This window comes from Brevibacterium sp. FME37, assembly GCF_014897485.1.
Lineage (GTDB): Bacteria > Actinomycetota > Actinomycetes > Actinomycetales > Brevibacteriaceae > Brevibacterium.
Genome location: NZ_JABUYE010000011.1, coordinates 1 through 20067, shown reverse-complemented (window position 1 = coordinate 20067; position 20067 = coordinate 1). Strand labels below are relative to the sequence as shown.

Annotated in this window: 21 protein-coding genes and 2 pseudogenes; 21 read left to right on the top strand and 2 right to left on the bottom strand. The window is 60.4% G+C overall.

All coding sequences use genetic code 11. The annotated features are described in order from the left end of the window. The first annotated feature begins 26 nt into the window (after window positions 1–26). The 4 genes from INT29_RS13170 (at window position 27) to INT29_RS13155 (ending at window position 5154) form a co-directional block, all read left to right on the top strand. Complete coding sequence (locus INT29_RS13170) at window positions 27–908, top strand: SDR family oxidoreductase (RefSeq protein ID WP_009884148.1); 882 nt, start codon at window positions 27–29, stop codon at window positions 906–908. Between the two features lies 1 nt (window position 909). Then, window positions 910–3414, top strand: a complete 2505-nt coding sequence (pabB, locus tag INT29_RS13165) for an aminodeoxychorismate synthase component I (protein WP_226842021.1) — start codon at window positions 910–912, stop codon at window positions 3412–3414. After that, window positions 3411–4265, top strand: coding sequence for an aminotransferase class IV (locus INT29_RS13160; RefSeq protein ID WP_125178210.1), 855 nt, complete (start codon window positions 3411–3413; stop codon window positions 4263–4265). Before pabB ends, INT29_RS13160 begins: the two co-directional genes overlap by 4 nt. A gap of 61 nt (window positions 4266–4326) precedes the next feature. Beyond that, window positions 4327–5154: a hypothetical protein gene (locus INT29_RS13155; RefSeq protein ID WP_193071922.1), complete on the top strand. Its 828-nt coding sequence runs from the start codon at window positions 4327–4329 to the stop codon at window positions 5152–5154. Here the strand turns inward: INT29_RS13155 and INT29_RS13150 are convergent. Beyond that, window positions 5151–5519 carry a hypothetical protein gene (locus INT29_RS13150; protein WP_096157216.1) on the bottom strand — a complete coding sequence of 123 codons (369 nt, stop codon included), beginning with the start codon at window positions 5517–5519 and terminating at the stop codon, window positions 5151–5153. The genes INT29_RS13155 and INT29_RS13150 overlap by 4 nt on opposite strands. 82 nt (window positions 5520–5601) lie before the next feature. Here INT29_RS13150 and INT29_RS13145 point away from each other — a divergent pair, with 82 nt between their 5' ends. The 12 genes and pseudogenes from INT29_RS13145 (at window position 5602) to INT29_RS13100 (ending at window position 12870) form a co-directional block, all read left to right on the top strand. Continuing rightward, complete coding sequence (locus tag INT29_RS13145; protein WP_164743178.1) at window positions 5602–5844, top strand: hypothetical protein; 243 nt, start codon at window positions 5602–5604, stop codon at window positions 5842–5844. Between the two features lie 66 nt (window positions 5845–5910). After that, the gene (locus tag INT29_RS20180) at window positions 5911–6123 is read left to right on the top strand and encodes a hypothetical protein (RefSeq protein WP_226823944.1); all 213 of its coding nucleotides are present in this window, start codon (window positions 5911–5913) and stop codon (window positions 6121–6123) included. Window positions 6124–6229: 106 nt separating this feature from the next. Next, window positions 6230–6295: pseudogene (locus INT29_RS20660) on the top strand (hypothetical protein); the annotation flags it as partial. Between the two features lie 287 nt (window positions 6296–6582). After that, window positions 6583–6834, top strand: a complete 252-nt coding sequence (locus INT29_RS20655; protein ID WP_240516326.1) for a hypothetical protein — start codon at window positions 6583–6585, stop codon at window positions 6832–6834. Beyond that, a complete protein-coding gene (locus INT29_RS13135) occupies window positions 6801–7064 on the top strand; it encodes a hypothetical protein (RefSeq protein WP_096157215.1) in 264 nt (87 codons plus the stop codon). Before INT29_RS20655 ends, INT29_RS13135 begins: the two co-directional genes overlap by 34 nt. A 366-nt stretch (window positions 7065–7430) precedes the next feature. Continuing rightward, window positions 7431–7571, top strand: coding sequence for a plantazolicin family TOMM peptide (locus tag INT29_RS20775; RefSeq protein ID WP_081448609.1), 141 nt, complete (start codon window positions 7431–7433; stop codon window positions 7569–7571). 105 nt (window positions 7572–7676) lie between these two features. Then, window positions 7677–8243: a hypothetical protein gene (locus INT29_RS13125; protein WP_009884138.1), complete on the top strand. Its 567-nt coding sequence runs from the start codon at window positions 7677–7679 to the stop codon at window positions 8241–8243. An 83-nt stretch (window positions 8244–8326) separates the two neighbouring features. Continuing rightward, window positions 8327–8941, top strand: coding sequence for a class I SAM-dependent methyltransferase (locus INT29_RS13120; RefSeq protein ID WP_096157214.1), 615 nt, complete (start codon window positions 8327–8329; stop codon window positions 8939–8941). A 92-nt stretch (window positions 8942–9033) separates the two neighbouring features. After that, on the top strand, window positions 9034–9654 hold the full coding sequence (locus INT29_RS13115) for a hypothetical protein (RefSeq protein WP_319020905.1): 621 nt from the start codon (window positions 9034–9036) through the stop codon (window positions 9652–9654). After that, the gene (locus INT29_RS20650; RefSeq protein ID WP_009884135.1) at window positions 9651–10628 is read left to right on the top strand and encodes a TOMM precursor leader peptide-binding protein; all 978 of its coding nucleotides are present in this window, start codon (window positions 9651–9653) and stop codon (window positions 10626–10628) included. The genes INT29_RS13115 and INT29_RS20650 overlap by 4 nt, the downstream gene beginning before the upstream one ends. Window position 10629: 1 nt before the next feature. Further along, window positions 10630–12024: a YcaO-like family protein gene (locus INT29_RS13105; RefSeq protein ID WP_096157212.1), complete on the top strand. Its 1395-nt coding sequence runs from the start codon at window positions 10630–10632 to the stop codon at window positions 12022–12024. Between the two features lie 195 nt (window positions 12025–12219). Further along, entirely contained in the window at window positions 12220–12870 is a 651-nt protein-coding gene (locus INT29_RS13100) for a SagB/ThcOx family dehydrogenase (RefSeq protein WP_226830453.1), read from the top strand. 1148 nt (window positions 12871–14018) lie between these two features. On the opposite strand, the gene INT29_RS13095 is transcribed toward INT29_RS13100, so the two are convergent. After that, entirely contained in the window at window positions 14019–14711 is a 693-nt protein-coding gene (locus INT29_RS13095; RefSeq protein WP_096162381.1) for an aspartate/glutamate racemase family protein, read from the bottom strand. A gap of 104 nt (window positions 14712–14815) precedes the next feature. Here INT29_RS13095 and INT29_RS13090 point away from each other — a divergent pair, with 104 nt between their 5' ends. The 5 genes and pseudogenes from INT29_RS13090 to INT29_RS13070 all read left to right on the top strand — a co-directional run. Further along, entirely contained in the window at window positions 14816–15802 is a 987-nt protein-coding gene (locus tag INT29_RS13090; RefSeq protein WP_101584573.1) for a LysR family transcriptional regulator, read from the top strand. Next, complete coding sequence (locus INT29_RS13085) at window positions 15802–16338, top strand: TRAP transporter small permease (RefSeq protein WP_096162379.1); 537 nt, start codon at window positions 15802–15804, stop codon at window positions 16336–16338. Before INT29_RS13090 ends, INT29_RS13085 begins: the two co-directional genes overlap by 1 nt. 12 nt (window positions 16339–16350) lie before the next feature. After that, window positions 16351–17943, top strand: coding sequence for a TRAP transporter large permease (locus tag INT29_RS13080; protein ID WP_101584570.1), 1593 nt, complete (start codon window positions 16351–16353; stop codon window positions 17941–17943). A 140-nt stretch (window positions 17944–18083) separates the two neighbouring features. Next, window positions 18084–19364: a TRAP transporter substrate-binding protein DctP gene (gene dctP / locus INT29_RS13075; protein WP_127363091.1), complete on the top strand. Its 1281-nt coding sequence runs from the start codon at window positions 18084–18086 to the stop codon at window positions 19362–19364. Window positions 19365–19785: 421 nt separating this feature from the next. Further along, a pseudogene (locus INT29_RS13070) lies at window positions 19786–20016 on the top strand (ISL3 family transposase); the annotation flags it as partial. Window positions 20017–20067 lie beyond the last annotated feature (51 nt).

Genomic DNA, 20067 nt, shown 5'->3' with positions numbered 1-20067 from the left:
CCAGATCACTACCGAGGAGTTCTGACATGTCCGAGAAGCTGCCTTACGGAACGAACCTGCCCACCGGCGACACCGCATCTGAAGCGACTGCGGTCCCGTCCGAGACGATCGCGCTCATCACCGGCGGCGCCCGCGGAATCGGACGCCACCTGTCGGAGGCGTTCGCGAAAGCCGGGTATGACGTGATCGTCACGGCCACCTCGGCGGAGAAGGCGGAAGCTGCGGCTGAAGAGATCGCTGAGGCGACCGGGGGAGCGGTGACCGGTGTCGGTCTGCGCACTGATGACATCACGGTGGTGAACCAGCTGCGTGACTCTGTCGCTAAACTCGAGAAATCGACGGGGAAGCGTCTGCAGGTGCTCATCAATAATGCCGGGCGCATCGAGTCGACCGAGGGGCCACTGTGGGATGCCGATCCGGAGAGCCTCAAGGGCGTCGTCGACGCGAACGTCACCGGGGTTGCGCTCATGATTAACGTCTTTGCACCCGTATTGATGGCGGGCGCCCAGGCGACCGGCCGTCCCAGCCGCATCATCGACCTCAACTCGGGATCGGGGGCGAAGGGCACGCCGGCGTATGCAGTGTACTCGGCGTCGAAGGCGTCACTGTTCCGTATTGCTGATTCGGTCGTTCACTTCGGCCACGACAAGGGTTTGCGAATCTTCGAGATGGCCCCCGGCGTCGTCGAGACGACCATGACGAAGTCGATGCCTGTCCACGATTTCCGTCAGGGCGACGACTGGACCTCACCCGAGAAGGTCACGGATCTCGCCGTGGCTCTGGCGTCGGGAACGCTGGATGCGTTCACCGGGCGGTATGTTCGCGCCGGTGCGGATTCAGAAGAGTCGTTGCTCGCCGAGGCGGATGGCGGACTGTCGGATGCGAACCGTCGGATGGTGCTTGGCTGAGATGGTTCCGGACGGGCCGTCGGGAGCGACGCGGCCGCTGCGGACTCTGCTCATCGACAATGCCGATTCGTTCACGCTCAATCTCTTTCATCTCCTCGCCGAAGTGAACGGGTGTGCTCCGACGCTCGTGCCCAATGACTGGGCCGAGTTCGAGATCAGCGTGCTCGAGGAGTTCGACAATGTCGTTATCTCGCCTGGGCCAGGAACACCGGAGAGGCCGGCCGATTTCGGAATCTGCGCCGAAGTCATCAAGCACTCGCCGATTCCTGTCCTTGGCGTATGTCTTGGTCACCAAGGGATCGCGCATGTGCACGGGGGAGTTGTGGCACATGCGCCGGAACCTCGGCACGGCCGGGTCTCCGCAATTCGCCATACGGGGACTGGACTGTTCGCCCGCATCCCGTTGCCGTTCTCCGCGGTGCGCTATCACTCGCTTGCGGTGACTGAACTGCCTTCTTGCCTGGAGGCGACCGCATGGTCTGAAGACGGGGTTGTCCAGGCACTGCGGCATCGGAGCAAACCGCAGTGGGGAGTTCAGTTCCACCCGGAATCGATCGCCTCGGACGAGGCTCGGACACTGCTGCAGAACTTCGCTGAGCTGACACTCGAATGGCACGGTTCGACACGGAGTGAGCCGAAAGACGGCGACCACGCCAGCCGGGAAGCTAAGAAGTCCGCGGAGTTTGGCCGGGACGGCCTTGACGCTCTTCGGCCCGACGTCCCCGCAGGGACGCGCACAGCCTTATCGCAGGCTCGGGCAAGCACCGACTTCCCTGGCCCACGGCGCCGATACGTCCTCGACACCGACGAACTGACGCACTCGATCCCCGACGACCGTCTTTTCACCGAACTCTTCGGCAGCGAGCCCGAGGCCGTGTGGCTCGACGGGAATCTGCCCATCAACTCCTCCTCACGGTTCTCGATCATGGGCGCGCCGACAGGACCACTGAGCAAAATCGCGACCGCATCAGTGCCGGACGGAACAGTCACGGTCCAAAAGAGCGGAGCGGTCCGCTCTGGCATCGGATCCCGCCAAAAACCGGACGAACAGGCCGTCGTCATCGAAACCTCTGGCCTCTTCGACTGGCTCGAAGCCGAGCTCGCCAGCACGGAGGTCGAACTCTCCGGAACCAGGGCCGCGTTCACTACGATCAGCGAGGGCAGCCCTGATCTGCCGTTCGAGTTCCGGCTTGGATGGGTCGGCTACCTCGGCTACGAACTCAAAGCTGAGGTCGGCTCTCCGAACCGGCACGAATCTGACCCGCCTGACGCTGTCATGATGTTCCTCGACCGTGCTCTCGTCATCGACCATCACACCGACCGCATTTACCTCCTGGCGCTGCGTGGACCCGGCGACCCCGATGCCTTCGATGCGACAAAACAATGGTTTGACCAGACCCGAGCACGGATCGCATCGATCCCCACCGACGAACCCAGCGATTCCGATCAACGGAGAGCCGCCTCGGCGAAGGAAGACAGCACAACCCAAACTGAACGACATAACCCAACTCTGTCGGCTCGCCACAGTCAGCACGAATACCTCGACCTCATCGATCAGGTGCAGCAGAAGATTACCGACGGCGAGACGTACGAGGTGTGCCTGACGAACATTCTCGAAGGCACCGCCAACCCGCACGAAACTCCGCTGGATATGTATCTGCGGCTGCGCGAAGACAATCCGACGCCGTTCGGGGCGTTCATCCGCACGCGTGAAGCGGCGATTCTCAGCACGTCGCCGGAGCGGTTTCTGCGTATCGGTGCCGACGGTCGGGTCGAGTCGAAGCCGATCAAGGGCACTCGCCCCAGGGGAGCGAACCCGGACGAGGACGAAGCGATCAAGGCGGAGCTGGCCGCCTCGGTGAAGGATCGATCGGAGAATCTCATGATCGTCGATCTCGTGCGGCACGATCTCGGGCGCACGGCCGAGCTGGGATCCGTGCAGGTGGACACGCTGTTCGGGATCGAGTCGTATGCCACGGTGCATCAGATGGTCTCGACGGTGAGCTCGCGGTTGGCCGAGGCCGCCAGCCCGGTGGCGTGTGTACGGGCGGCGTTCCCGCCGGGGTCGATGACCGGGGCGCCCAAGTTGCGGACGATGGCGCTCATCGATGAGCTCGAGGCCGGAGCGCGTGGAGTGTACAGCGGCGCGGTCGGGTACTTTTCGTTGGATGGTGCCGTTGATCTCAGCGTCCTCATCCGCACGCTCGTGGTCCGTGACGAGGCGCTGCGGTATGGGGTCGGTGGAGCGATCGTCGCGCTGTCCGATTCCGACGAGGAGTATGCCGAGACCGTGGTGAAGGCAGCGCCGATATTGAGGTTGCTCGGCGGGGCTGAGTTCCCCGGGCGGGACGAAGCTCATGGTGAGGATCCGGTATCCGGTGGGTTGGTTGGCGCGGATGTGTCTGAGCGAACTGACACCGTCAACCTCCACACCACGATCCCCGCCGAGATGGCCCGACCGGCCGATTCCTTCGCGGCCGAGCACTCGGATGGAGTTGAACAATGAATGTGTGGCTGTGGAATCAGCGGGATCGCCGATTCGAAGAGCCGACGGAGGACATCAGCTCCTGGACGCTGGTGGCGGCTGACTCATGGTTCGTGGAGGACAGTCGGATGCGAGCGTTCGATCGCCACCAGGCCCGGTTCGCTCGCGCGGCTACCGAGGTGACAGTCGGTGAAGCGGTTACCGGTGACTTCTGGGCAGCGGTGCTAGAGAAGATACCGGCAACGGGGGAGTGGTTCCCTCGCGTCGACGTGCTCGAGGCTCCGTCTGGGTCTGAGCGGGAGTTGGCATTCCGTTTGCGGCCGGCTCCGAAGCGGACACGGGAACTGCGGGTACTCGTCCCGCCGTTTTCTGATCCTCGCGCCACTCCGGACTGCAAAGGCCCGGACATCGCGCTGCTTGAGGGTGTGAGGGCGGATGCCCGTGAACAGTATGGCTGTGACGAGGTGCTTCTCCTCAGCGCCGACGGGCATGTCATCGAAGGTGCGACGACGAGCTTGCTGTGGTGGGACGTCGACACATTGTGCGCACCGGATCCGGAGTTGGGCGCGCTATCTGGAGTGACCTCGGCGGTGATTCTCGAGGAGGCTCGCGCTCGGTCGATTCCAGTCGAATTTCGTCGGGTGCGGCCCGAGGAGCTCTTCGGGCACGAGGTGTGGCTGGTCAATGCGCTGCACGGTATTCGGCAAGTGAAAGAGTTCGTCGACAAGCGTGACGTTCACGACAGAGTGGTTCTCGGTGAAGAGGCTCCGCTAGTTCAAACGGCGCCTGACGACGGAAACGGTGAGAAAGCGGAGCGACTTCGACTTTGGCGTGAGTGGCTGGAAGCAGTTAGTGTTCCTCCCGGCATGTGAATACTGACAAGTCTGTCTGTGGTTAAGTCTGACAGACTTGTTTGCTTCTTAAGGGAGTTCTGTGACCGAAAGTTCACGGGTTGTCGCAACCACCAGCTACTCCGGTAGCGCGTTCGAACGTGAGTATTCGGTCACGGCGAAACATACTCCTTGGAAGACGACAGTCACGGCGGTCTCTATCGACGATGTCGAGTATCCGATCGGCAGACGGACCACATCAGACGGTGAGGATGCACCCGAAGTGGAGATCCGTGCTTCCGGGTGGTTGATGGCCCGGCTCAAAGTGCGTCGGCGCAGTGCCGACGGATCGATGGAGGCTCAAGAAGAGGTCTATGTGACCAGTGCCGTCGCCGGAAGTGCCGGTGAGGTCGAGGTGCGGAAGGACCTCGATGTTGTGCCGTTGCTGCCCGAGGACGGGAGTCGTTCAGAAGCGCGGGAGCGTCGACGGGCGGCACATCCGGAGAGATACGCCCTGGTCTCAGGGCTGACGATGCTGATCCGCTTGTTGCTTCCGCTGTTAGGCCTGGGCACCTTGTTCGCTTGGCTGTTCGACCCGATCATGCGGTGGATGACAGAAATCGTGTTGCCGTTGTTCGAGCCGTTTACTCAATGGCTGCAAGCAGTTTTCGCCCCGGTGGGCCAGTTCCTCGAGTGGCTGTTCAATCTGCTGTTCGGGTGGATCCCGGACATATCCCTGGGAGTCCCAGACTGGGTGACGACCACGTTCCGCATTGGGATGCTTGTCCTGCTCGCCTATTTCGCCAGTCGCAGCAACCTCAAGCGCCGCCAGAAGAAACTCGAAGAATCGCAGGCGGACAGCACCGGCGAGACAGCACCCGAGAGCGAAGGCGAACAGCGCCAGGATGATCGCCAGCGACAGCAGTCCTAAATCATTCTTTCCACTGCCTTGAGGGTCGCCGCTACGACGAGTAGGCAGATCCCCAGTGACAGGAGTCCGATCCACCACCATTTCAAGTTGCTGAATCTTCCGAGCAGAGTAGTCGCAATAGCACCCACGCTGAACCATGCGATGATGGCCGGGACTCCGAAGAGCAATGCCATGAATTGGATGTTGTCCTGTGGTGTGAGAACGCAGCCGAAACCTAACCCCGCGCATTGGCCGTCCGGAAGCGAATCAGGAGCCAGCAACCACTCATTGAAGAGTCCAATCGCCGCCAGGAGCCACGCTCCGACGATGACCAAGAACGCCTTCCAAGTATCGCTGCCGAGATTCGGGTGCCGTGGATTCGTCATGCATCGACTGTAGAGGGGTGACAACCGACTTCGTTGCTCTCTGCCTCCGATGTTTACGGAGGGTTCACGTACTCACGCCTTTGTGAGTGCAGTCTCCTCCGCCATCATCCACTCCACGATCGCCGCCACATGTGAATCGACCGAGTCGATGGCCGGCAGGGGAGAGGTCTCTGGTGGGACCACGAGACCGATCTCCGTACATGAGTGCGTGACTGCCTCGACGCCGCACCAGCTTTACCACAACGCAGGCACCTTGTCCGGCGATGCGGAGATGCCCGGAGGCTGGGGCAATAGCAGCAAGGCCGAATCCTCGGGCGCTGTCTGACACCTTCCGCCAGATCGCTGAGACCAACAGACTCGATTTCACCGTCGAGACCGATCAGATCGCCACATGCGAACCGGAGTCGGGCTGCGCACCGATGACATCGCCGTGGTGAAAGCGCTGCGGGAGTCCGTGGCTGCGGTGGAGGCGGAGACGGGCAGGCGCCCGCAGGTGCTCATCAACAATGCTGGGCGGATCGAGTCGACGGAGGTGGCGTTGTGGGACGCTGACCCTGAGAGCATCAAGGGTGTCGTCGAAGCGAATGTGGTCGGGGTTGCGTAGTTGATCAACGTGTTCGCTCCGGTGCTGATGGCAGGCAGGCGCCGAGGGCTGCCGTCCTAGCCGGATCATCGAACTCACCTTGGGTCAGGGCACGCCGGCGCAGGCAGTGTATTCGGCGTCGAAGGCGGCATTGTTCCGAATCGCCTATTCGATTGTTCGTTTTGGTCACGACAAGGGACTGCGGATTTTCGAGGTGGCTCCCGGTGTCGTCGAGACAGCGATGACGAAGTCGATGCCCGTCCACGTTTTCCGGCAAGGCGATGACTGGACCTCACCTGAGCCGGTTACAGGTCTTGCGTTGTCGTTGGGGCCCGCCCGCACCCTCGACAATGCCCCGGATGGCAATGAAGCGATCGAGCAGGTGTGGGAGCAGACGCCGGCGGTGACCTGCCACAACGAATTGGATCCCGGTACGTTCAATGCCACCGACGCCAGCGTCTGCTGCGCAAGCGTCTGGAAGTGCATGGCACCCAGCATCTGCCGCCGGTGCCCGGCACCGATAATCAGCCGAACGAGTTCTGCGACAGGTTTGTCCACTACCGTCCCGAAATGGCTCGGGGAGCCTATCTGGACGAGTACGACAGCCACGCCGAAGCTGTCGAGGCCGCAGATCGGACGTTCACCCCTGAGAGCATCTCACCGTCGGCTCAGGTCGAGGGCAAAGCGGCACTGGGCGATTGGATCTCGCACACTCTGGTGATGTCGCGGTGACCGGCGACGGCGAGGGATCGCGCACGACCGGCATGTGCTCTGTCGGGCAGGGTCTCGGTTCGTCCGGCCTCGGCGGTGTCGGCTTCGAGCAGCGCGGCACCGTTGGAATCGAAACAGAACTGGCAGCTGGTCGGCTTGATGGGGCGCAGTTGCGCTACTCGGACGGTCGCACCATGTGGCCGGAGACCGATTTCCGAGTCGGGGACGATGGCTCATTTGTGTGGGAGTAATGAAGCGGATTCAGCGATGAGGTTCGAGGTGCTGGCCCTTAGCGAAAATCACCGCCGAACCTGAGAGTTTACTCAACAACCAATTTCGTTGAAGGATAAATCTAATTCTCCTCAAATTGCGGATTCCATTGCGGAATTTGCGGCCTTTCGGGCAATTTGCCTTCCTAGATGCTATTGATGATCGACTTGACCCGAACGCCTGAATCGAACACAATCTTAACCACGAATGAATGACCTCGACGCGTCTTGTGGTTTTTCAATATTCAATAATTGCAATCCACTTTGAAGCCTGACAGTTTGTTTCACGTGCGAAGCGCACACTGGTGCGGAAGTTCCGTACTGGAATCAAGGAAGAAGGAGAAGCAAATGTCCACGCTAATTAGCAAGTTGCCTCCAGCGGTTTCGACTGACTCTTCGAAGATCGTGTCTGAGGTTCAGGCGTTCGAGCCCACGGCCGCACGCTGCTCCTGCACGACCCTCCCGTGCTGCTGCTGCTCGGGCGGATGATTCCGTAAGAAGTTGCTGGGCATCCGGCGCTGATTCAGGTCGGGTGCCCAGCAGTTTCACACGGCCAACTAGGCTCGAAAATCTACGCACCTGGAGGCGTGAAGCGTGCTTCTCATTGCCATTGCGACTGCCGAAATTCTGTTCTGGGTACTACTGGTGGCCGGCCTGCTGGTGCGATATGCGCTCAAGGCGCCACGCATCGGAGCGGGATTGCTCCTAGCCACTCCGGTTGTCGACTTAGCCCTATTGATTCTCACCTATATCGACCTCAGTACGGGACGATCATCGAACTTCCTACATGGTCTTTCTGCCATCTACATTGGCTACTCAATCGCGTTGGGGCCGACGATCATCAAATCTCTCGATAAGAAGATCGCCAAGCGGTTCGGTCGGCCCGTTAATGCAGATGCTGACGAGTCCGCGCACCAGACTGCCTTGTCTACCTGGCGGCGCACCTGTCTTGCATCACTGATTAGCCTCATCCTTCTCGGTCTCGGCATAATCGTTGCTGGCATACAAGGGTCGTTTTGGCTGATCTATTGGGCGATTGTTGCGGTGTTCATTCCTGCAATGTGGTGGTTCATCGGGCCGCGACGAGCGAAGAAGGCCGAGGCCCGGAGACGAGCGGGTGATCCCTCCTTCCGCGCCGGGAACCCTGCGGTGGCGGACTAGTTGTGGGTAATACATCTGATCTGAGGCCGGAGGTTGACTCTTCTCGAGAACGCGCCCGCTGTTGGTATCAACAGCCTGACCTTGTGCCGATTGCCCGAGCGCACGACGCGAAAGTCGAACCGCTCTATTCCGCCTTTGTCGCCGACAAGATCGCAGACCTCGGCCTCGACACTCCTGACATCATCGACATCGGCTGCGGAGAGGGCATCCTCGCAACGCTTATCGACGATTTCAACAGCTATATCGGGATTGATCCAGACGGCTCCGACTTGCATACCAATACAGTCAAGAGCCCCGACAACGTGCAGTTCGTTCGAGCAAGCGTCGAGGGTATCCCCTCAACTGTGCATTGTGCAGACGTCATCGTTTCATCTCTCAATGTTGCACTCTGGGACGACCCGGCTCGCCGTTGCGCTGAACTGCGCGGACGACTCCGCCCCAGCGGGCATCTGCTCATCGTCGACCTCATGCGCGTCGGCCCTCGCCTCATGCGTTCAGCCGATGAAAAGTTGAGCCAGTTCCTCATTGACCAGCACAACGTTTCACTTACGCGCGAAGATGTCGACGCCATTTGCCGAACTTCGCTTCCGGGCGCTGACGTATCAATATTCGAAGACAAAAGCGATGCGATCGTTCCGTCAGACGGCGCCACCTCGAACTACGGCAACCTGTTCCTTATCCACTACCGGAAGGCATAAACGTGACAGTCACCTACATCGGGTCTCGACAACACATCGCTGAGCTCGTCGGCGATTTCGGCGGAGCCAAATCCGTCGCAGTGGTCGACGCAGTGACGCTCAACCGGGAAGAGTTGAGGGAACAGTTAGGCGCTGCAGCAAGCTCAGATGCTCGATTGCTGATCCGCCCAGAGCGAGTCGCCGAAAGTATCTCTGAATGGGCCGCGGACTACATTTCGTGGCAGGACGACATTGAATCCACGTTGTCGGAGTTCGGTGGAGCCCAGGTACTCAATCTCCCCCGATCCGCCGAAGACTGGGACGATGACATAGACCAGACTATTGAGTACAGGGCCTTCTGCCTCGTTGAACCGGCCAAACAGATCAGCCTCATCAGCCGGCGTCAGCGCAACGAACTGGTGCAAGCTGCGCTCCAGTCCACTTCTTCAGGAAGTCCTGTTCGTTCAAGCGGGGTGCCTTCGACCGTCCCTGCGAAATCGGTCATCGAAGCCCTGAAATCTGAACTCGGCCAGGACACCGCCTCGGAGGGCGTGAAACCCGTTGATCTCTATGACGTCATGGTTGCTTCGGGAATGGCCCCCGACCTGAGCGAACGCGTGATCGCCGCTCAGCAACTCGTCGTGTCGAAAGAGCCAGGCGACGAATCCAATTGCGCGGAAGCCATCGAAGACCTCCGAACCTATGTCAACGCCAAAAAAGAAATGAGGCAATGATAGTGACTGAATCTCAGATCTATCAGGTCAATCCAGACCTTCGGGTCTCCCGCAACAGCGATCGCGTCGTTATCGAAGCCGCGGCGAACACCTACAGTCTGTCCGATGACGCTCTTTGGCCCTTCATCTCAGAAGTGATGTCAACAAACGAAGAGTTGACCGCTCCGAATTCGAGTGACGACCTTGCAGAAAGTGACATCGACAGGCTCCAATCAGCGTTTGAGATCCTTGCTGAGTCCGAAATTCTCGTGTCGTCCGAGCGCACCCGTTGGCCGGACACAATCGTGTCGCTGGCGAATCGCAGTGGTGGTCTCGTCACTTTCGAAGACATCGCCGAGCGGCTGAAGACGGCCTCTGTGACCATCGTCGACAGAAGCGGTTCGTCTGTTGTGGAACACCTGAAATCGCTATTAAAACTGTACCCGATTGCGGAACCCCAGGTCGTTGCTGAGCTGCCGACCGACGCATTGGCAGACTTAATGCTCGTCGTTGCTTCCGACGAGCATGATCCGATCCTCGATGCCGCAAACTCAATGGCGCTTGATTCCGAGATTCGGGTTTGGGCACCGGTCACACCTGCTCGCGGCGGTCGATTCCGGGTCGGCCCCTGGTTCTACCCGAACCAGTCTGCCTGCTACAAGTGCCTGCGCCTGCGCGCCGGCAGTACCATCCGCGAACCTGTACTTGCTGATATCGAGAGGAACGGTCAGTCCGCCCCTTCTCGACAAGACCGCTTCGACAGTCAGCCTGCAATGACTTCCATGATGGTGTCGATATTGGCGGACGCCATGCTGACCCATCTCGCGCTCGACGGAGCTCAAGGGCAGGCACCTGTCGGCGGTTTCGTCGATGTGACGTACGGGCTAGAGGGCTTTGAAATGTCGAACCACCGCGTATTGCGAGTCCCGCGCTGTCCAGAGTGCTCTCCAACGTCTGGAACGGGATACCCGCAGATCTGGTATCACGAGGAGTGAAATGACTACCCATACCGAGACACGACGCACTTCACTGACCGAACTACCGTCGGGCAACCGCTGGGCCACGCTGAAAGATGGGCTGCAGCGGGCACGCTTACTGGTATCGGATCGCGTCGGAATAGTCAGCCGAGTCTTTGAAAAGGTTCACGATATTGACGATTCGTACTGCTACGCCATCGGTTCCGAGACTGCTGACGGCGAGCACCTGATCGGTTCGTCGAACAATAAATTCAACGGTGGTGGCGCCATCTCGGAGGTCGGCACATACCTTGCTGCAGTTGGTGAGTGTGTCGAGCGATATAGCGGAGCGTGGGTTCCCTGGGACAGACTGCGAAAGGCCAGCTACGCGACTTTGAGTCAGGAAAAGACGCCCGGTGTCCATCCTGATCTGTGGACGCCATTTCATCCGCGTCAGTTCGACGACCCGAATTTCGACTACAGTCCGTTCACCGGTGACGTGGAGATGCATTGGTCGCCATTGGAAGACCTCGCCTCTGGGAAAGAAGTGTGGGTGCCTTCTCAGATGCTGTATCTGTATCCGACTGATCCACATCACGAACGATCTGCAGTGGGATATGCGACCAGCAACGGCCTGGCATTCCATTCGACCCCGGCAGAGGCGATCCTCGGCGGACTCTACGAATTGATCGAACGTGACGCATTCATGATTACGTGGCATTCGAAGCTCTCAATGCCTCTTATCGACATCGACTCCCACTCTGAGCTGTCGAAGTTCATGGGTCGTTACGTTGCGCCATCAGGGGTAGACGTTCATTTGGTCGACCTATCACAAATATCCAACATCCCGTCCGTGCTGGCAGTGGCAATCAACCGCCACACAGAGCATGCTCCCGTCGCGTTGGGCGCGGCGGCCGGCCCCAGTCTGCTTGCTGCCGCTAAAGACGCCGCAATCGAGTGCTTACAGACGCGAAATTGGGTTAAGGCTGAGCAGCGGGACGGAAACGCACTCGATCCGGACACACACGACCTTGCAGATGAGATTCGCTCCTTCGACGACCACATCAGGTTCTATGCGAATTCCAAAGCCCTCGACCGAGTGAACTTCCTCATTTCGTCAGAAGAGCGAACTGATGTCTCAACTGGCCCGGACTTCGCTGGCGACACGCCGAACGAAGAGATTCGTCTCCTCGTTTCAGCACTGAACGCACAAGGTATTGACGCGTTCGCTGCAGATCTGACCAGCCCCGATGTGATGGAAGCACGTGGGGCAGTGTTCAAGGTATTTAGCCCGCAGATGCAGATGCTCGATGTCGGATTCCACCGGCGCTTCCTCGGGTGTGAACGCCTGCGCACACGCGCACGTGAACTCGGGTTCCGATCTGCCGATATGAGTTACGAAGACTTCAATCCACTTCCCCATCCGTTTCCCTGAGGAAGGACTCCCTTGACATCAGCAGCCGAAGCAAGCCACAGCGCTAATCTCCGAGAGATCGTCTACAACACGGGCGTGCCGGAAGCTTTCGACCCCAGCGAAGACTACTTCGAAGCATCGAAGCTCACCAGGGATGGGTTGGCCTGGGAAACTCCCGGAATTCCTCCCCTTTTGCAGTCTCCGGAACTGCAGAAGATGAGCCAGCGTGCCTCGAGGCGTTACAGCTCTAGACCTTTCACAGATCTCGGTGAGGCCGAAGAGCTTCCAAATAGATTGGACTCTCTCCTTCGCACCCGACGCTCTTGTCCGCAGTTCGGTGGTGGAAAACTGTCGTTGACCTCGATTCATCAGATTCTCCATCACTCGTACGGCGCCTATCCTTTCGACCATGGGCATCAGTCACGCAGAAACGTCCCGTCTGGTGGCGCACTCTACCCACTCGATCTGTATCTTGTGTCCCGCAATGTCGATTCGCTGAAAGCTGGTTCGCTTCACCATTTCGACCCGTACCGCCACGGAATCGCGCATATACGTGACGGCGTAGATCTAGACGCCTTGGGAGAAGCACTTCTGCTGCCTGAGGTTGCTCAGGATGCGTCGGCGTTCATCATCATCAGCGCGACGTTCTGGCGTAGCCGGTTCAAATACGCCCAACGAGCACTTCGCTTCTGCCTCATGGAATCCGGACATGTGGCTCAGAACCTCGTCACGGTGGCGACGAGCATCGACGTCCAATCCCGAGTGTTCGGCGGGTTCATGGACAACGAGATCAACGAAATCCTTCCCGACCACAACGGGGTTGACGACGCCGCCCTATACGTTGTGCTTTTAGGCGCTGAGAATTGAGCTCACTGTCAAAACTCTTACATGTGGGTTGGACTCTCAAGGGGCCGGATCTGTTGAGTCACGCGCGAATGCGCCAACCGAGCGTGTTCCGACCTTCTGCAAGCTGGTATCACGACTACCCAACTGCAATCATCGCGTGCCTGTCACTATCAGAAGATCCTGCGCGGGAACGACGCTCTAAACTCGCTGACCGGCACTGCCTTATCGGGCTAGGAGCCGGTATGGCATGGCACATCCTCAGCGTCTTCGCTCTGGCCCGCAGGGTTCCCCGCTATCGGCTCCCGCCGCATTCTCGATCAGAGGTACGTGATCTCATTGCCGTTGCCGCTGCCGAAGAGGTGATCTGGCGGAAAGACGGAGACCTTTGGGAAACGCTTCTTTTCAGCGTCGGATTCGGATGCACACATCTGAAAATAGGGTCGGTTGCAGGAAGTGTCCACATGGGAGTGTTCTGTCTTGTCTCCAGATGGCTCGAGTCACGTTATGGGCTGACAGCATCGGTATTGTTTCACAGCGCCTATAATCTTGCCCACGCCTGCGACCTCGGCAGGAAAACTCAGTGATCGCATGATCAGTCCCAGCTCACTGAGCAGACCGAAGCGCGGTTGCGTTCTGAGCTCATAAAGCCACATACATTGAGGGCATGAGCGTATTTCCGAAGTTCAATCGCAACTTCAATCGCATCCCCAAAGGTGGCGAGTTCGCCGAGTATGAGCGCGGTGAGCTTGCATGAGGCCCGGTGCTCGGCGATGCAGAGGTCATATTATCGGACGTCTGTGAGGCCTCTGGCGCCAGCGGACGGCCATGATCAAGTGCTAGCAGGCCAGCATCCGGTCGACGGGGGTGCCCCTATGTTTTGAATCAAGGGTTAGCGACCAGATCTTGCAAGAACATTTGCTCAGGGTCAAATGGCCGGGGCGATCGGTCCGGGAACCATCTCCCGGACTTATCAGGAACCTCACTACGATTCGGTTCAGGCAGCAGTGGCCACCACGGATGCGTGAAAGTAGGCACCATCTCGCATAATGACAGCTGATGAGGTTGACAATGAATGTGTATGAATTGCCTTCACCTTATCTGAAGATTGAGGATGGAGTATCGCCTGATTGGCAGTGAGCGGCTTGTTGGGAGGACACTGAAGGTGGACTTCACTCCGCCATCATCCACTCAACAATCGCCGCCACATGCGCATCGACTGAGTCGATGGCTGGCAGGGGAGCGGTCTCCGGTGGGACCAACAGGCCGATCTCCGTGCATGACAGCGCCACCGCGTCAGCGCCGCGGGCCTTGAGGTCGTTCATGATCTCGACGTAGCGTGCCCGCGAAGCATCCGTGAAGACTCCCTGCGTGAGTTCGTCGAAAATGATCTGATCGACCTCGAAGCACGTCTCCTCATCGGGAACGAGCGTCCGGATTCCCTGCTCCTCGAGTCGTCCCGTGTAGAAGTCATCGAGCATCGTCCACTTCGTGCCCAGAACCGCCAGCGTCGAATAGTCCTGACGCTTCGCCACTGTCGCGATCGAATCGACGATATGGATGAGCGGCACATCGACCGCCGCCTCAATGGCCGGAGCGCACTTATGCATGAGGTTTGTGGCGATCGCGACCGCCTCGGCGCCGCCATCGACCAGGCGCTGCGCCGTCGCCACGAGCGACGCGTCGTTGCCTGCCCAATCCTCGGCGACCTGCATCTCACGAATATCGGCGAAGTCCGTCGAATCAAGGAGGATCCGTGCGGAATGATGTCCGCCGAGCTGACCAGCCACCGCTTCATTGATCTTCGTGTAGTACTCAATGCTCGAATGCCAACTCATTCCACCCAGCAGACCGATCCTGCGCATCTTCCACTCCTTGTCATCACGAAACCAGCTACATGATCCAGTCTGACCCGATACCAACGCGCTCGGTAGACCCAGTTCCCTCTGCTCTGACATAAGCTGTACTTATGTCTTCCGTGTTCGAACACGCTCTCACTCTCGGCGAACCCAAACGTCTTCTCATCTTCGGTGCCATCGCCGAAGCCGGCAGCATCGGCGCCGCCGCTCGCACACTCGGCTGGTCCCAACCAGCCCTGTCCCAGCACATGACCGCTCTCGAAAAGGACCTCGGTGTCACGCTCTTCGACCGCACACCCCGCGGCATTCGGCTGACCACCGCCGGCCAACTCGCCCGCATCCGCTCAGGCGAAGTAGCCGCCTCGGTGACGGGACTGCGCAGCGACCTCGCCAAAGCCTTCGGCCTCGGTGGACGCAATGTCCGGCTGGCCGGGTTCCCCAGCTTCGTCATCGGCCTCCTGGCTGCAGCCCTCGGTCGACTCGAAGCGAACGCCGGCAGTGGAACAGACTCGCCACTGCACCACTCCTATGAAGTGTCCGAGGCCGAACCGCCGGAAGCGCTGCGCCTACTCGACGACGGCGCCATCGACATCGCCTTCCTCTTCCACCACGAAGACGAAACACCACCTGAACTGCCCGGACGTACGACCGTCGACCTCGGCGCCGACCACCTCGACCTCCTCGTCCCCGAACGCTGGAACCGCGCCGGACAGATCCAACACCTCAACGACGTCGCCGACCTACCTTGGATTATGGGCTGCGTGCGCTGCCGCTCCACCGCCGAACGACTCTGCCGGCACGCCGGCTTCGAACCCCGCACCCGCCACATCACCGACAACCCCGGCGCCATCCAATCACTCGTCTCCAACGGACTCGGCGTCGCCCTCCTGCCCCGCAGCGCCCGTCGTTACTCGAAGGTGGCCGGCATCGACCCCATCGCCCTTCAAGAAGCCGGCGCCCGACGAGTGACCGCGATGATGCCCGACAGCCTGGCCGCCGCTTCCGAGATCGACGACCTCCTCGACGCACTCCGCGCAGTCGAAGTCACACCGAACTCCGGCGCCGAACCCGCGCCAGAGAGCTACAGTGACTCGTGATGTTCACTTTCAACAGAGTCCTCGACCGGTGGCTGACGGTCACCACGGCCGCCGCCGTCATCGTCATGATGCTCCACATCGTCACCCACGCCCTCGCGCGGTCCCTCTTCGACGCCCCGATCTACGGCACCAACGAAATCGTCGAATACTGGTACCTACCGATCGTGGCTCTGCTCGGCATCCCCGCCGCCCAGCTGCAGAAGGAACACATCACCGTGACCATGGCCATCGAACGGGCGAGGCCCGCCACGGCCGCGGTGTTCACGATCTTCGCGTGCATCCTCGGCGCGCTCGTCTGTCTCGCCTTCGCTTGGTTCGGCCTCACCAGAGCGCTGGAGTACATGGCGATCGGGCAGACCGCCGACGTCTCCGACGTCATCACCTGGCCGGTGTACTTCCTCGTGCCCATCGTGTTCGTGCTGCTGGCCGTGCTCTACATCCTCGACGCCGTCGTCATCGCCCTCACGAGACAGCCCGACCCGGACATGGTCACCGGCGCACCCGCCGAACACGACCTCGAGACCCGGACCTACTGAGACGCCCGAGTAATGAACCCGAACACCGACACCACCGGCCCGACCCCACGCCCGGACGATCCAAACGCAGCCACCCCGAGCACCGCCGCCCCCACCACGCGCACCCTGTTCCCGAAGGACTCCCGCCGTCGCCAAGGCCCCGGTGCCCTCGCCCTGACCATCGGGTTCGGCCTAGTCGCCGTCTGCCTCATCGGTCTCTTCACCAGCCCGTCCGCGGCGATCGGCGGAGCTTGGTGCATCGGGATGATGCTCGTCCTCCTCTTCCTCTCCGTGCCCGTAGCCATCGCCTTGTCCGTGCCCTCGATCATCGGCGTCTACGCCGTGTCCGGGATCCCGGCGACGATGAACATCCTGGCGACCGCCCCGTTCAGCGCGGTCTCTGACTGGTCGATGAGCGTGCTGCCGATGTTCATCTTCATGGGCATGCTGCTCACCCAATCGGGACTGTCCGGCAAGGTCTACCGGGTCGCCGACCACTGGTTCTCCTGGCTGCCCGGCGGCATCGGCATCGGCACCACCTTCGCCGGTGCCGGGCTGTCGGCCGTCACCGGTTCGACCATCGGCATGACCTACGCGCTCGGACGCGCAGGCATTCCCGAAATGCTCAAGGCCGGGTACGACAAACGCATGGCCGTGGGCACGATCATGGTCGCCGGCATGACCGGCAACCTCATCCCGCCCTCGATCCTCATGGTCATCTACGCCGGCATCGCCTCCGTGCCCGTCGGCCCCGCCCTCATGGCCGGTGCCCTGCCCGGAATCGTGCTCGCCGTCTGCTTTGCTGCCTTCATCTTCGCCGTCGGCGTCTTCGTCCCGAGACTCGTCGGCCGCGGCCAAGCAGCAACCGATACCACCAACCCCACAACCCCAGAACGCCCCACGACAACCTGGCGCGACCGGTTCACCTCCCTTGCGAGCGTGTGGGGTTTCGCGATCATCCTCATCGTCCTCTTCGGCGGCATGTTCTCCGGCATCTTCACCCCCACCGAGGCCGGAGCCGCCGCCGCACTCTGCTCACTCCTGCTGTGCCTATGGGAGAAACGCAAGGACCATCCGTGGCGAAATGTCGCGGACTCGGCCATGGCCACGGTGTCGGCCACCTCGGCGATCTTCTTCATCATGATCGGCGCGACGATACTCACCAGCCTGCTGGCCATCACGGGACTCGCGCCCATCCTCACCGGATTCATCACCGGTCTCGGCCTGTCGACGGTGGGATTCCTGCTCGTGCTCATCGTCCTCTACATCATCATGGGCATGTTCTTCGACACCATGTCGATGATGCTGCTGACCATCCCGATCCTCCTGCCCACGCTCGAGACGATGGGAGTCAGCCCGCTGTGGTTCGGGGTCTTCGTCGTCCTCCTCGGCGAATTCGGCATGATCACCCCGCCGGTCGGCATCATCCCCTACATCGTCAACAGCATCATCAAGGATCCGGGCGTCAACCTCGGCCACCACATCACCTTGCGTGACATCTTCATCTCCCTGCTGTGGTTCCTCCCCGTCGCCGTTATCTTCCTCGTCCTCATGATCGCCGTGCCCGGGATGACCGAATGGCTGCCCGACCTCATCGAACGCACCAGCGGAGGAATGTCGGGCTGAGCCTCGCCGAGGTGGTCCCACCGTGCCGTCGACCGCGCCGTTGCGTGGCTTCGGCACAGTGTGAGGGGAGTCATGGTGAGGGTGGACTCATTCGGATCTATGATCGAAGGGAACTCACAGCCGCCGTTCAAAGGAGTCCCATGAATCGTATCCTCTCGGCGGCAATCCGCCCCACGAAGACCGCAGCAATGTTCGCGTCGCTGGCGTTGCTCGCCGGATGTGCCGGATCCGTCGGCGGCAGCGGTACGGACTCGGACACCGCGGGAGGCGAGGGTTTCGCTGATGACGCTGCGCAGGGCGAGATCGATGAGGCACTGGCCGACCTCGATCCGGTGACGTTGAAGTTCCAGCCGTCGTCGATGTCGGAGAAGTCGATCCTCGCGCCGAACGGGCTCGATGTGAAGAAGGCGATCGAGGAACGCTCGGGCGGGAAGATCACCGTCGACATCGTGTGGGGTCAGGCGATCGCCAGCTATGCCGACGTCGACGATGCCCTGGCCGACGGACGCGTCGACCTCGCCTTCACCCTGCCCTCCTACACCCCGGCCGAATACCCGGCCTTCGACGCACTTGGAACAGCCATGTCGACGTTGCCGTCATCGCCGGTGGCCAGTGATCTGGCGGCGAATGCGGCAGGTGTTCAGGCGGCGTGGGAGACGCCGGAAGTCCTTGCCGAGTTCGAGGACAAGGACCTCGTTCCGCTCATCCCGATGCTCGCCGCCGGTGGGTATTCCACAATGTGCTCGAAGCCGATGACGTCACTCGATGACTGGAAGGGCAAGCAGCTGCGCGTCGGTTCGGCAGCTGCAGGCAAGCAGGTCACCGATCTGGGTGCCACCCCTGTTTCGCTGTCCTTCCCCGAGACTTATGAGGCGCTGCAGCGTGGCACGGCCGATTGCGACCTCGGGCAGCTTGCCCCGAACGTCGAGGCCGGCACGTTCGAAGTCGCTCCGAATATCGGAGTCGCCTCCGATGCGGGAATCGCCCGTTCTGCCGGTGCGATCACCGCCGGGAAGAAGTATTCGGAGCTGCCGGTGGCCTATCAGCAGATCGTCTTCGACTCGATGTCGACGACATTTTCCACCATGATGGAGGTCGTCATCGGTGCCAAGGCGATGGCCGTCGAACAGGCGAAGGCCAACGACGGATCGGTTGAGCCCTTCGACGATGATGTGCAGAAGCAGATGGCGAAGTATGCCAAGACCCTGTCGGAGAAGACCGCGAAGACGGCTGGAGTTCCAGATGCCCCATCGACGCTGAATACTGCGGCAAACGATTGGCAGAAGAGCGTTTCCGAACTCGGCCTTGACGACAAGGGCGACTTCGCCGACCTCGACGAGTGGTACCCGAAGGACGTTTCCTACGACAAGCTCGGCGACGAGCTCTTCGACAACGTTATGGCTGAGCACCGGCCGAAGTGAGTAGGGGACTGATGCGGGGCTTGATGGCATGAACCGCAGCTGAGGGAGGCTGATCCCACAAGAATCAAGGACGTTGTCTGTCCTCGGTATCGCTCTTATGGTCAATGCCTTTCCCCCTGTGCTCATCACCGACGCCGAGGTGACCGGCTGTCCCAGCCACATCATCGATTTCCTGACTGGAACAAGTTCAGTGTCTCACTGCAGGATCAAGATTTTCGACGTTGCTAACGAGTTCGCCGGTTTGCGGCGGGACATCTGGCAGGAATATGAGCTCGTGTCCCGAACTCGCGTAGCGGTTGCGAAGCGGTGATGAGCTTATCCGACTCGTCGTAGTCGAGAATGTAGGTCGGTGACGCCCAAATAGGGCGAGTCGCCACACAGACAGAGGTCGAGGCCTTCCCCGGATGGAAGTTCTCACATAATCCAGACGAAATACCTCGACGTAGCCAGGCCTAAATTCTCCACCCCTGACCTCACGATATTCTACCGACTCGACACCCTCTATCTGTCCTGCATCGGCCAACACATCACCGCGACCAAAGCAGTCCTGGAGTGCCGACCGAATTCTATTGATAATTGGTGCCGGCAGTGTGGTGGCTATTGTGAGGTTCGGTACTCTGTTCTGCGTGGTCTGGCACATGAGCCGTTCGGAATTTTTCAAGTCAAGCGGTACCAGGGTGAGTGAGGCAGTGGTTAGGCTGCC

Excerpts from the sequence above, each read along its gene's own strand:
- INT29_RS20775 (WP_081448609.1), top strand. The coding sequence starts at position 7,431 with ATGTCCACGCTAATTAGCAAGTTGCCTCCAGCGGTTTCGACTGACTCT.
- INT29_RS13160 (WP_125178210.1), top strand. The coding sequence starts at position 3,411 with ATGAATGTGTGGCTGTGGAATCAGCGGGATCGCCGATTCGAAGAGCCG.
- INT29_RS13095 (WP_096162381.1), bottom strand. The coding sequence starts at position 14,711 with ATGCGCAGGATCGGTCTGCTGGGTGGAATGAGTTGGCATTCGAGCATT.
- INT29_RS13150 (WP_096157216.1), bottom strand. The coding sequence starts at position 5,519 with ATGACGAATCCACGGCACCCGAATCTCGGCAGCGATACTTGGAAGGCG.
- INT29_RS13100 (WP_226830453.1), top strand. The coding sequence starts at position 12,220 with ATGAGCCAGCGTGCCTCGAGGCGTTACAGCTCTAGACCTTTCACAGAT.
- dctP (WP_127363091.1), top strand. The coding sequence starts at position 18,084 with ATGAATCGTATCCTCTCGGCGGCAATCCGCCCCACGAAGACCGCAGCA.
- INT29_RS13085 (WP_096162379.1), top strand. The coding sequence starts at position 15,802 with ATGTTCACTTTCAACAGAGTCCTCGACCGGTGGCTGACGGTCACCACG.
- INT29_RS13105 (WP_096157212.1), top strand. The coding sequence starts at position 10,630 with ATGACTACCCATACCGAGACACGACGCACTTCACTGACCGAACTACCG.
- pabB (WP_226842021.1), top strand. The coding sequence starts at position 910 with ATGGTTCCGGACGGGCCGTCGGGAGCGACGCGGCCGCTGCGGACTCTG.
- INT29_RS20650 (WP_009884135.1), top strand. The coding sequence starts at position 9,651 with ATGATAGTGACTGAATCTCAGATCTATCAGGTCAATCCAGACCTTCGG.
- INT29_RS13080 (WP_101584570.1), top strand. The coding sequence starts at position 16,351 with ATGAACCCGAACACCGACACCACCGGCCCGACCCCACGCCCGGACGAT.
- INT29_RS13170 (WP_009884148.1), top strand. The coding sequence starts at position 27 with ATGTCCGAGAAGCTGCCTTACGGAACGAACCTGCCCACCGGCGACACC.
- INT29_RS13090 (WP_101584573.1), top strand. The coding sequence starts at position 14,816 with ATGTCTTCCGTGTTCGAACACGCTCTCACTCTCGGCGAACCCAAACGT.
- INT29_RS20180 (WP_226823944.1), top strand. The coding sequence starts at position 5,911 with ATGCGAACCGGAGTCGGGCTGCGCACCGATGACATCGCCGTGGTGAAA.